The following is a 12313-nucleotide window of genomic DNA, read 5'->3' as shown; positions in this document are numbered from 1 at the left end:
CCAAGGCGTGCCCGAGCCCATGAAGCCGAGCCCGGCCGGCGGACTAACCGATGAGACCCTCGGCGCGGGCCCAGCGCAGCAGCTCCGCCTCGGCGGCGTCGCGGTCCAGCGGGCCGTGTTCGAGGCGCTGCTCCTTGAGGTGCTTCCACGCCCGCCCGACCACCGGCCCCGGCGGTACGCCGAGCAACTCCATGATCGCGTTGCCGTCCAGGTCGGGTCGGACCCGTGCCAGGTCCTCCTCGGCGGCGATCCGGGCGATCCGATCCTCCAGCGCGTCGTAGTCCGCCGCGAGCTGGGCGGCCTTGCGCCGATTGCGGGTCGTGCAGTCGGAGCGGGTCAGTTTGTGCAGGCGGGGCAGCAGGTCACCGGCGTCGGCGACGTACCGGCGCACCGCCGAGTCGGTCCACTCGCCCCGCCCGTACCCGTAGAAGCGCAGGTGCAGCGCGACCAGCGCGGTCACCTTCGCGGTGACCTCCTTCGGGTACCGCATCGCCTTCATCCGGGCCTTGGTCAGCCGGGCTCCGACCACCTCGTGGTGGTGGAAGCTGACCCGGCCGTCGGACCCGACCGCCTTCGTCGCCGGCTTGCCCGCGTCGTGCAGGAGGGCGGCCATCCGCAGGATGAAGTCGCAGCCCTCCTCCTCGTAGGAGACCGCGTTCTCGACGACCGTCAACGTGTGCTCGTACACGTCCTTGTGCTGGGCGTGCTCGTCGATCTCCAGCTTCAGCCCGGTCAGCTCCGGCAGGAACCGCTCGGCCAGCCCGCTGTCGACCAGCAGCCGCAGCCCGGTGATCGGGTCGGCGCCGCAGAGCAGCTTCGTGAACTCGTCGCGGATCCGCTCGGCGGTGATCCGGTCCAGGTCCGCGGCCATCTCGGTCATCGCCACGTGCACGGCCGGGTGCACGGCGAAACGCAACTGCGCGGCGAACCGTGCGGCCCGCAGCATCCGCAGCGGGTCGTCGCCGAACGACTCAGCGGGCGTGCTCGGGGTACGGATCACCTTGGCCGAGAGGTCGTCCAGCCCGCCGTGCGGGTCGGTGAACCGGTGGTCCGGCAGGCTGACGGCCATCGCGTTGATCGTGAAGTCGCGCCGCTTCAGGTCCTCGTCGAGGCTCGTGCCGTACACCACCACCGGGTTGCGGCTGACCTGGTCGTACGACTCCGCGCGGAAGGTGGTGATCTCCAGCCGGAGGCCGTCGCGCTGAGCGCCGATGGTGCCGAACTCCCGACCGGTCTCCCAGATCGACTCGGCCCAGCCCTTGATGATCCGCAGGGTCTCATCGGGGTGCGCGTCGGTGCAGAAGTCGAGGTCGTCCCCGAGTCGACCGAGCAGGGCATCCCGCACCGAACCGCCCACCAGGTGCAACTCGTGACCGGCGCGGACGAAGCGACGGCCCAACTCGTCGGCGACCGGGGACACCCGGAGCAGTTCGGCGACGGCGTTGCGCTGCGCGGCGGTGAGTTCGCGGCGGTCGGCGGCGTGAGGTGCGGAGGCTTCGGACATGGGATCGCCAGCTTATCGGGCCGGGGTGTGATCCGATCCGCCGGGCGCGGGTAACGGGTGAGGGGTGACTATGGTCTGTGGCGTGCGGGTCGGTGTCCGACTCGACGTACCCCTGGGAGGCTGGAGATGAGCGGCGGGCTCTACCGCAGCGCCAACGCCGCGAACGATGGCGGCCCTGACGTCCGTCCCGGGGACGGCGCCACCTTCATCTCCGCCGAGCCGCTGAACCAACCGGCCATGGAGTCGACAGCGCCGCCGCAGGAGCAGGTGGGCGAAGCGAGCGCGGCTGCCAACAGCGCGGTGATGGCGATCGGCAGCCTGGTCAGCCGGGGTACCGGCTTCCTGCGCAACCTGGTGATCGCGGCGGCGCTCGGTGGCGCGCTGGTCGGTGACGCGTACACCACCGCGCAGATCCTGCCCGGCATGGTCTACGAGTTCCTGCTCGGCGGTGTGCTCACCAGTGTGTTGATCCCGGTGCTGGTGCGCCGCCGCAAGGTCGACACCGACGGCGGCCAGGCGTACGCCCAGCGGCTGTTGACCCTGGCGGTTCTTGCCCTCGGCGTGGCGGCGCTGCTCGCTGTCGCGGGCGCCTCGACGCTGACCTGGCTCTACGGCAGCGGTGAGTCGACCGACGACTATTCGAAGCTGGTCACCGGGCTGGCCCGCCTGATGCTGCCGATGATCTTCTTCTCCGGGCTGAGCGCGCTGATCAGTGCGGTGCTCAACACCCGGGGGCACTTCGCCGCCCCGATGTGGGCGCCGATCCTGAACAACCTCGTGGTGATCGGCACCGCCGGCCTCTACATCGCCATATTCGGCGCGGAGATCGTCCGGCCAGGGGACATGACCACCGGGCGGATCCTGCTGATTGGCGGTGGCACCCTGCTCGGCGTCGCCATCCAGGCGATGGGCCTGCTGCCGGCGCTGCGCAAGGTCGGCTTCCGCTGGAAGCTGCGCTTCGACTTCCGCGCGCTCGGGCTGCGCGAGCTGGGCCGGCTCGGCGCGTGGATGATCTGTTACGTCGCGGTGAGCCAGGTCGGCCTGATCGTGCTGTTCAATCTGTTGAACCGGGCCGGCAAGGAGAACGCTGCCGGCCCACTGATCTACAACAACGTCTTCCTGCTGCTGATGACCGCGCACGGCATCATCGCCGTCTCGATCATCACGGCACTCATGCCCCGGATGAGCGCGGCCGCCGCCGACGGCCGGTACGCCGACGTCGCCGCCGACCTGTCGCGGGGCACCCGCACTGTCACGGCGGTACTCGCCCCGATCGCTGTCTGCTATGCAGTCCTTGCCACCCCGATCGCTTTCACGCTGTTCCGCTTCGGCGCGTTCAACGAGGAGAACGCCACAGCCACCTCCGTCGTGTTGCTCGCCGCCGCGCTGGCGCTGGTCCCGTTCGCGGTGAGCCAGCTCTTCACCTTTGCCTTCTACGCGCTGCCGGACACCCGCACTCCCGCGCTGATCAACATTCCTGTCGTGGCACTGCGGGTCGGCGTGCAGATCGTGCTCTTCGTGGCCTTCTCGGCGAGCTTCGCCGGCGCCGGGATGATGATCGGCAACGCGGTCTCCTACCTGGCGGCAGCAATCGCGTCCGCCTGGTTGCTCCGTCCCCGCGTCGGTCGCATCGGCCTCGGCGAGATCATGCGGACCGGCGGCAGGGTGGCCGTTGCGGCGCTGGGTTCGGCAGTGGTCGGCCTTCTGGTGGTGAAGCTGCTACCTGGCGACGACACCCCGAGCCGCCTGGAGGCGATCTTCCAGTTGGTGATCGGCGGCGTGGTGATCGGTGGGACCTACCTGGGTCTGGCCATGCTGCTGAAGATCGGCGAGATCACCGAGGTGGTCGGGATGGTTCGCCGCCGCCTCGGTCGCTGAGCGCCAACAACTGATTACAACAAGTTGGTATTCATACCGACCGTGACTACGGATCACCAGGCTGGGGATGCGCCTGTGGACAACTCCGCGATTCGCCGGTCAACCACCGCTTCAGCCTGTGGATAACCAACCGTACGGCTGAGGGTGGCAACCCGATCGGTGGGAACGTACGAGGCAGCGCGAGCGCCACGCCAGCCCAGCCCCGGCGTTGGTCACTTGCGGTGAAGCCGTAGATTAGCTAGTACATGTGCCAGCAACGTGGCTGACAACGGTCGTAACCGGACGAGTTCTTCGACTGCCGGAACCCCGCCAGGTACGGCGGGAAGATGACATGTCGGAGAGACGGGCAACCCGGGTAAGGTCGCTCTCGACGGATACGGCAGGGGCCGACGCTGGGCGTCGACACCGGTCGGCCGGTTCCTTCAACGGCAGAGCGGGAAGCCACATGCCCAGCAGTTCGGGTTCATCGATCGACACGATCACCGAGGGAGGACGGGTGACCCAGGTCGGCGAGGGTCAGGAGGCGGACGAAAGCGCTCCTCCGGTCATGACCTTCGGTGCTCCCACGGCCGGTGAAGTCCTCGCCGAGCGATACGAGCTGGTTGAGCACATCAACAACGACAGTGCGGGTCGGCTGGTCTGGCGCGGGGTCGACGTCATCCTGCGCCGTCCCGTTGCCGTGGTGCTGCGTTACCCCGGTGGCGACTCCGCCACCGAGATGCTTCAGGCCGCTGTGGCGGCCAGCCGGGTCATCCACCCCAATCTGGTCGGCGTCTACGACGCTATCGACGAGGCCGACCGGGCGTACGTGGTGCGCGAGTGGGTCGACGGGCAGTCCCTGCGGGACCTGGCGACCGACGGCCCCCTGGATCCGGCTCGGGCCACTGCCATCGGCAACGCCGTCGCGAGCGCGCTCGCCGCGGTGCACGCCACCGGCATGGTGCACGGCAACGTCCACCCGGGCACCGTCATGATCAGCGACGAGGGCCGGGTGGTCCTGGCCGACGCCCGCACCGACGGCGCCGACAGCCAGGAGAACGACATCCGGGCGGTCGGCGGTGTCCTCTACTTCGCGCTGACCGGTTCCTGGCCGCACGCCGAGGCGCCACTGCACGGCGCCACCGCCGGCCACGGCCGCGCCGCCATCCCGGACGCTGTTCGGGACGCCGGGGGCGCCATCGCGGCACCCCGCCAGGTGCGGGCGGGCGTTCCGGCGTACCTGGACGACCTGACCATGGATCTGCTCGACTCCGAGATCGCGCCGCCGTCCTCCGACGTGCTCGCCGCCGAGTTGGCGCGACTGGACGTGCCGGCCGAGGACGACCACTACCTCGACAACAGCGGGCCGCTGCGGTTCGCCGCCGAGACCGGGGAAGAGCCGTCGCCGCTGGCCGCGGCCGGCGGTCGCAAGGTCGCCGTCGGCATCGCCGGTCTGCTGGCCGTCGCCCTGGTCGGTCTGCTGATCGGGATCATCGCGTTGGGCGGCGACGACGAGGACCCGCAGCCCACCCCGGCCGCCGCGCCGACCTCCAGTGCACCGGCCGGCGACGCCACCCCGGCCGCCGTGGCGGCGCGCAAGCTGACAGTGAAGGACGTCCGGATCATCGACCCGGACAGCAAGAACCGCAGCGAGGTAAAGGACGCCGAGAAGGTCATCGACGGTGACGACGACAAGGGCTGGGAGACCGAGACCTACGACAACAAGCCCAACTTCGGCAACCTGAAGAAGGGCATGGGCGTCTGGCTCGACCTCGGCGAGCCGCACACCGTCAAGTCGGTGCAGGCGGTGCTGTCGGCCACCGGCGCGTCCGCCCAACTGTTCGCCGGCACGACCAACCCGGAGTCCAGCTCCAACGGTGACAAGCAGTTGGTCGCGAGCTACAAGACCGCCATCGGCCAGCCGTTCGAGGACCACGACGGCACCACAATGACGTTCAACGGCTTCGACGCCGACCAGAAATACCAGTACCTGCTGTTCTGGATCACCGAGTTGCCTCCGGCCGAGGGTGCATCCAAGTTCAAGCTGGGGGTGCAGGAGATCACGGTCCAGGGGTCGTGAGCTGGGCACCACGATCCGGGCACCGCATGCTCTGGAGGCGGTGATGGACGGGCGCGCCGCCGCAAGCGACCTGGAGCTGCTGCGCGCGCACGTCGCCGGAGACCGGGACGCCTTCGCCGAGTTGTTCCGCAGGCACCGCGACCGGTTGTGGGCGGTGGCCCTGCGGACGCTCGGCGACCGCGAGGAGGCAGCCGACGCACTCCAGGACGCCCTGCTGTCGGCGCATCGGGCCGCGGCCCGCTTCCGCGGCGACTCCGCCGTGACCACCTGGCTGCACCGGATCGTGGTCAACGCCTGCCTGGACCGGATTCGACGCCGGCAGGCGCACCCCACGGTGCCGTTGCCGGACGGCAACCGGGCCGACGACGGCACCGGCGGGCTCGAGCCGGCGGCACCGGCAACGGACCACGACACCGTGCTGGTGGTCCGTGAGGCGCTCGCCGCGCTGCCCCTGGAGCAACGCGCCGCGCTGGTGCTGGTCGATGTGCAGGGCTATCCGGTCGCCGAGGTCGCCCGCATCCTCGGCGTCGCCGAGGGCACTGTGAAGAGTCGGTGTGCCCGGGGCCGGGCGCGGCTGGCCGTGCTGCTCGGGCATCTCCGCCCCACCGCCGTCGCGACGCCCTCGGCCCGACCGGACGCCGCCGCCCCGATCTCGGGCGTGCCCGGCGTCACCCCGGGGAACCCCGGCCCGGTGGAGGGCGTCGGATCGGGGTCAGGTCGATACCGGCGGGACGCCAACCAGGAGGACACGTGACGACCGAGGGGTTCCGGGAGGTCGACGCCGACCTCCTCGCTGACTACCTCGGCGGGGCGTTGGACGGCACCGCGCAGCAGGACGAGGTCGCCCAACTGGTCTCCGCGGACCCGTCCTGGGCCGAGGCTTACGCGCTGCTGGCCCCCGCCGTGACCGAGGTCCGCACGGACCTGACCCGCTGGGCCGAGCCGGCCCCGGAGATGCCGTCGGCGATCACCGACCGCCTCCTGGCCGCGCTGGCCGGCGCGGAGCCGACGAACGACACCTCGACCGAGGAGGCACCCGCCGCCGATCGGGACGGCGACGGGGCGACGCCGTCGGTCGTACCGGCGCAGGGCGGGGCCGGTCGTCGTCCGCCCGTCCCCACCCCCGCCGGGTCGGGGCGCTGGGCGTCCACCGGTCCGGGCCGCCGCCAGCGCGGCTGGGCCCGCCGAGGCGCACCCGTGGCCGCCGCCGCGATCGCCGTCATCGCCGTCGCGCTGGGCCTCAACCAGCTCTCGATGCCGGCGTCGGACGACTCCGGTGGCACCAACGCCATGAATCAGCCGGCCAGCGCACCGGAAGCCGCCGCGGGGGCCGGGACGGCCCGCACCACCGGGCCGGCGCTGCGCAGTGGTACGAACTACACCCCGCGCACCCTCGGCAACGCCTATGGCACGGACGCGCCAAGCACAGCGGCTGCCAGCCGAGCGACCGGCAACACCCCGGACGAGCAGCCGGAGCGGGCTGCCGAGGGCGGACGCTATCCCTCTCCCGACGGGTCGGACCAGCTGGCCCGGCTGACCGACGAGGCCGCGCTGACCAGCTGTCTGGCCAGCGTCGCGGCGGAACACGGGTCGGCCCCACTGGTGGTCGAGGTGATCGACTACGCGCGGTTCCAGGGCGATCAGGCGCTGGTCATCCACTTCACCGACGCGGCCGGAGCGCGGTGGGCCTGGGTGAGTGGTCCGGAGTGCGGAGTGCCTGGGTCCGGCTCGGACAGGCGGTATTCGGCGCGGGTAGGGTGAATCCACGGTCAATGGCACGATGACCCCCCACGTGACCTGACCCACCGGATGCCCGGCTCGGGAATCCCCGGTTCGTACGATGACGTTCTGGAAGTCAGCTGCCGGCCCCACCCAGGCGTCGGCGACTCGGATCAGCATCGGTGCTCGCGCCGACGCCGAACACACACACTCGGGAGACGGCAGTGGACGAGGTCCGCAACCTGATCATCATCGGCTCCGGGCCGGCCGGCTACACAGCGGCGGTCTACGCCGCACGTGCCAACCTGAAGCCGCTGATCATTGAGGGCGTGCAGTCCGGTGGCGCGCTGATGACCACGACCGAGGTGGAAAACTTCCCCGGCTTCGCCGACGGCATCCTCGGCCCCGAGCTGATGGACAACATGCGCAAGCAGGCCGAGCGGTTCGGCGCCGAGTTCCTCACCGACGACGTGACCCGGGTCGAGCTGGTGGACACCGGCGATGCCGGCTCCGGCGCGGTGAGCACCGTCTGGGTTGGCGAGACCGCCTACCGGGCCCGATCCATCATCCTCTCCACCGGTTCGGCCTGGCGGCCGCTGGGCGTGCCCGGTGAGCAGGAATTCCTGGGCCACGGCGTCTCCTCCTGCGCCACCTGCGACGGCTTCTTCTTCCGCAATCAGCACATCGTGGTCGTCGGCGGCGGCGACTCGGCGATGGAGGAGGCCAGCTTCCTCACCCGCTTCGCCGAATCGGTCACCATCATCCACCGCCGCGACTCGTTCCGGGCCAGCAAGATCATGGCCGACCGGGCGTTGAGCAACGAGAAGATCAAGGTCGAGTGGAACAGCGCCGTCGAGGAGATCCTCGGCGAGGACGGCAAGGTCACCGGCGTACGCGTCCGCAACGTGCACACCGGTGACACCACTGTGATGGACGTGACCGGCGTCTTCGTCGCCATCGGTCACGACCCCCGCAGCGAGCTGTTCCAGGGCCAGGTCGAGATGGACGACGAGGGCTACGTGAAGGTCCACGCCCCGAGCACCCGCACCAACATCCCCGGCGTCTTCGCCGCCGGTGACCTGGTCGACCACACCTACCGTCAGGCGATCACCGCGGCCGGCACCGGTTGTGCCGCCGCGCTCGACGCCGAGCGGTTCATCGCGACGCTCAGCTGAACCAAGGAACACATCCCGGAGGAGGGGCATAGTGGGAACAACCAAGGCGGTCACCGACAAGAGCTTCGTCGCTGACGTGCTGCAGGCCGACAAGCCGGTGCTGGTGGACTTCTGGGCGGAGTGGTGCGGGCCGTGCCGCAAGGTGTCGCCGCTGCTCGAGGAGATCGCCCGGGAGATGGGTGACCAGGTCACCATCGTCAAGCTCAACATCGACGAGAACCCGGAGACCGCCCGGGCCTACCGGGTGATGTCGGTGCCGACGCTCACCGTCTTCAAGAACGGCCAGCCGGTGCAGTCGATCGCCGGCGCCAAGCCGAAGGGCGAGCTGGTCCGGCTCATCGAATCGGCCCTCTGACCAGCAGAAACACCAACCAAACCCCGTACCCGCTCGCCGGGTGCGGGGTTCGGTGTCTTCCCGGCCGTACCGCCGACGTATTTCTCGGCCCCAGCCACCTCGCCGCCGGAGAACGCATAGCCTCAAGCCTGGGCCGCCCGGCCAGCCAGCGTCGTGCAGAGGGGGTCGTGCGTGCGTCCGATCCGACCCGGTGACCGGGGACCCGCGGTCACGGAGATCCGTACCATCCTGACCGGCCTCGAACTGCTGGCCGCCGCCGGCCCGCAGACCGACGAGTTCGACCTCGACACCGAGCGGGCGGTCCGCGCGTTCCAGCAGTCGCGAGGGCTCAGTGTGGACGGCCGGGTCGGCGCGGAGACCTGGCGTGCCCTGGATGCCGCCCGTTGGCGGCTCGGCGCCCGCACCCTCTACCACGCGGTCCCCGAGCCGCTCACCGGCGAGGACGTCCGGTCGCTGCAGGAGCGACTGCTGGAGATGGGGTACGACGTGGGCCGCGCGGACGCCATCTACGGTGTCCGGACGTCGCGGGCGGTGGCGCAGTTCCAGCGTGAGGTCGGGCTCACCCCCGACGGCTCCTGCGGCCCTCACACGATGAACGCGCTCCGCCGGATCGGCCGCAAGGTGGTCGGCGGCCGCCCGCAGTGGCTCCGCGAATCCGACGCGATCCGGCAGTCCGGGCCGGCGCTGGTCGGCAAGACGGTCGTCATCGACCCGGGCCACGGCGGCACCGATCCCGGGATGGTGGTGCCCGACGGCTCGCTGCGCTGGACCGAGGCGGACCTGATGCACGACCTGGCCAGCCGACTGGAGGGGCGGCTCGCCGCCACCGGGGTGCGAGTGCAGCTCACCCGGGGCCCGTCGCCCGACAGTTGCCTGCCGGACGCCGACCGGGCCCTGCTAGCCAACTCGCTCGGGGCCGACGTGTTCATCTCGCTGCACCTGGACGGTCACGCCAACCCGAGCGCGGAGGGCGTCGCGACCTACCACTACGGCACCGACAACGGGGTGACCTCGGCGACCGGTGAACGCCTGGCCGGGCTGGTGCAGCGGGAGATCGTCGCCCGCACCGGGCTGCGGGACTGCCGTACCCACGCCAAGACGTGGGAGTTGCTGCGGCTGACACGGATGCCCGCCGTCCGGGTCGAGGTCGGCTATCTCACCTCGCCGACGGACCGCGCCCACCTGGTCGACCCCCGCTTTCGGGACCGGGTGGTGGAGGCGATCGTGGCCGCGGTGCAGCGGATGTACTACCCGATCGAACGAGATGTCCCGACGGGATCGCTCGACGTCAGCGAACTGCGTGCAGTGGTGACCGCCGGCACTGTCGTGGACTGATTCGCCGCCGGGAGTCAGCCGTTGGTGGAGCGGGTGGCCGGGGCGGGACGTACCGGTCGGAGCAGGGTCTCCGGGCTCATCGAGCCGAGCAGCTTCTCCAGCGCGTACTCGACGTCGGACTTCCAGCTCAGCGCCGTACGCAGCTCAAGGCGTAACCGGGGGAAGCGCGGATGCGGACGTACGGTCTTGAAGCCTACGGAGAGGAAGAAGTCGACAGGGGCCACGCAACCGCCGGCGGGGTCGTCCGCGTCGCCGAACTTGGCGTCGCCGAACGCCTCGATGGCCTTGATCCCCCGCTTGGTCAGATCCCGGGCGACACCCTGCACCAGCATCCGGCCCAACCCGCCGCCGGAGAACGCGGCGACCACGTTGGCGGTCATCAACAGTGCCGCGTCCGCCGAGACCGGTGAGGTCGGGAACGCCATCGAACGGGGCACGTAGGCGGGCGGGGCGTACATCACGAAGCCGGCCGGCATGCCGTCGACGTACGCGAGTTTGCCGCAGGAGCCCCACTCCAGCAGCGTCTGGGAGACCCATGCCTCCTTCTCCAGGCCCGGATCGCCAGCGGCGCAGGCCCGGTCCGCGGAGACCGGATCGAGCTCCCAGTAGACGCACTGCCGGCACGGGCGCGGGAGGTCTTCCAACGTGTCGAGGGTCAGGCTGACCAGACGTCGCGACATATGGCGCATCCCCACAATAGGCTCGGTGGTGAGAGCGGCATGGAACGACAGCGCCGCCTTCCTGCCCCGACGAGCGATCGTACGCCGCCGATCGGCGATACGGGAGGGGACGCGCAGATGCCCACCTCAGCGGGGGACGCCGAGGAAGGTCCGCCATGTGGTCGATCTGCCTCGGCACGGCGGCAGCACGACTCTGGCGGACTAGGATCGACAATCGGTGTGTCCGCCGCCATGGTCAGCGGTGTGCGGGGTACCCGGGGCGGAGCCACTCGAGCAGCGATCGAGGTGAGGTCATGACCGGCACGACACTCGACGACTACACCGACCGGTACGCCCGGCGGGTACGCGGGATGACCGCCTCCGAGATCCGAGCACTGTTCGCGGTGGCCAGTCGTCCGGAGGTCGTCTCGCTCGCCGGTGGCGCACCGTACATCGCAGCCCTCCCCCTGGACGCGGTCGGCGAGATGCTCGGCCGGCTCGGCTCCGAGCACGGCGTGACCACCCTCCAGTACGGCATCGGTCAGGGCACCCTCGAGCTGCGCGAGCGGATCTGCGAGGTCATGTCGCTCTCCGGGATCGACGCCGCGTGCGGGGCCTCCCCGGAGGACGTCGTGGTCACCGTGGGCGGGCAGCAGGCACTGGACCTGGTGGCCCGGCTCTTCCTCGACCCGGGAGACGTGGTGCTCGCCGAGGGGCCGACGTACGTCGGTGCGCTCGGCGTGTTTCAGGCCGCCCAGGCGCAGGTCGTCCACGTACCGATGGATGCGGACGGGCTGATCCCGGAGGCACTGGAGACGGCCATCGCCGACCTGGCCCGCGCGGGCCGGCGGGTCAAGTTCCTCTACACGATCCCCACCTACCAGAACCCGACCGGCGTGACGCTCAGCGAGGAGCGCCGGGAACGGGTGCTCGACATCTGCGAGCGCGCCGGGCTGCTCGTCGTCGAGGACGACCCGTACGGCCAACTGGGGTTCGAGGGTGAGGCCCCGGCCCCCCTGCGGGCCCGCCGCCGCGACGGCGTCTTCTACCTCAGCACGTTCTCCAAGACCTTCGCCCCCGGGCTGCGGGTCGGCTGGATCCTGGCGCCGCACGCGGTCCGCGACAAACTGGTCATCGCCAGCGAGGCGCAGATCCTCTGCCCCAGCGGTTTCGCCCAGGCCGCGGTGGCCACCTATCTGAGCACGATGCCCTGGCGGCAGCAGCTCAAGGTCTATCGCGAGGTCTACCGGGAACGCCGGGACGCTCTGCTCGACGCGATGGCCGACCTGATGCCCGAGGGCACCAGCTGGACCACACCGGCCGGCGGTCTCTTCGTGTGGGCCAGCCTGCCCGACGGGCTCGACTCGAAGGCCATGATGCCGCGAGCGGTCGCCGCCCGGGTGGCCTACGTTCCCGGCACCGGCTTCTACGCCGACGGCACCGGCACCGACGCCATGCGGCTCAACTTCAGCTTCCCGCCGCCGGAGCGGATCCGCGAGGGCGTCCGCCGGCTGGCCGGTGTGATGGAGCAGGAAATCGCGATGCGCCGGGTCTTCGGTGCCGTGGGTGGCGCCGCCAGCCGACGCGGCCGGGCCGGCTCCGACGTGCCCGGGCCCGACTTGGCATGAT

General features: G+C 70.7%; 10 protein-coding genes. 8 read left to right on the top strand and 2 right to left on the bottom strand.

Going from position 1 to position 12313, the window contains the following annotated elements:
• Positions 1–43: 43 nt before the first annotated feature.
• Positions 44–1504: a CCA tRNA nucleotidyltransferase gene (locus ABZS40_RS14965; protein ID WP_354943828.1), complete on the bottom strand. Its 1461-nt coding sequence runs from the start codon at positions 1502–1504 to the stop codon at positions 44–46.
• 126 nt (positions 1505–1630) lie between these two features.
• Between ABZS40_RS14965 and murJ the strand changes: the two genes are divergently transcribed.
• From murJ to ABZS40_RS14930, 7 genes are all read left to right on the top strand, one after another.
• Positions 1631–3382: a murein biosynthesis integral membrane protein MurJ gene (gene murJ / locus ABZS40_RS14960; RefSeq protein ID WP_354943827.1), complete on the top strand. Its 1752-nt coding sequence runs from the start codon at positions 1631–1633 to the stop codon at positions 3380–3382.
• Between the two features lie 445 nt (positions 3383–3827).
• Complete coding sequence (locus tag ABZS40_RS14955; RefSeq protein ID WP_354943826.1) at positions 3828–5441, top strand: protein kinase family protein; 1614 nt, start codon at positions 3828–3830, stop codon at positions 5439–5441.
• A 43-nt stretch (positions 5442–5484) separates the two neighbouring features.
• Entirely contained in the window at positions 5485–6195 is a 711-nt protein-coding gene (gene sigM, locus ABZS40_RS14950; protein WP_354943825.1) for an RNA polymerase sigma factor SigM, read from the top strand.
• Positions 6192–7202 carry a hypothetical protein gene (locus tag ABZS40_RS14945; protein ID WP_354943824.1) on the top strand — a complete coding sequence of 337 codons (1011 nt, stop codon included), beginning with the start codon at positions 6192–6194 and terminating at the stop codon, positions 7200–7202. The genes sigM and ABZS40_RS14945 overlap by 4 nt, the downstream gene beginning before the upstream one ends.
• Positions 7203–7384: 182 nt before the next feature.
• On the top strand, positions 7385–8335 hold the full coding sequence (gene trxB, locus ABZS40_RS14940) for a thioredoxin-disulfide reductase (protein ID WP_354943823.1): 951 nt from the start codon (positions 7385–7387) through the stop codon (positions 8333–8335).
• 31 nt (positions 8336–8366) lie between these two features.
• Complete coding sequence (gene trxA / locus ABZS40_RS14935) at positions 8367–8690, top strand: thioredoxin (RefSeq protein ID WP_030331849.1); 324 nt, start codon at positions 8367–8369, stop codon at positions 8688–8690.
• A 171-nt stretch (positions 8691–8861) separates the two neighbouring features.
• A complete protein-coding gene (locus ABZS40_RS14930) occupies positions 8862–10025 on the top strand; it encodes an N-acetylmuramoyl-L-alanine amidase (protein ID WP_354943822.1) in 1164 nt (387 codons plus the stop codon).
• A 14-nt stretch (positions 10026–10039) separates the two neighbouring features.
• Here the strand turns inward: ABZS40_RS14930 and ABZS40_RS14925 are convergent, their stop codons facing one another.
• Positions 10040–10705 (bottom strand): GNAT family N-acetyltransferase, encoded by a 666-nt coding sequence (locus ABZS40_RS14925; protein WP_091396576.1) that lies wholly within the window; start codon positions 10703–10705, stop codon positions 10040–10042.
• A 293-nt stretch (positions 10706–10998) separates the two neighbouring features.
• On the opposite strand from ABZS40_RS14925, the gene ABZS40_RS14920 reads away from it, so the two are divergent.
• Positions 10999–12312, top strand: a complete 1314-nt coding sequence (locus ABZS40_RS14920; RefSeq protein WP_354943821.1) for a PLP-dependent aminotransferase family protein — start codon at positions 10999–11001, stop codon at positions 12310–12312.
• Position 12313: the final 1 nt, after the last annotated feature.

Source organism: Micromonospora sp. NPDC005324 (assembly GCF_040607155.1).
Taxonomy (GTDB): domain Bacteria; phylum Actinomycetota; class Actinomycetes; order Mycobacteriales; family Micromonosporaceae; genus Micromonospora; species Micromonospora trifolii.
Note: the sequence above shows the minus strand (reverse complement) of the source record. Positions and strands in the feature narration are given on the sequence as shown.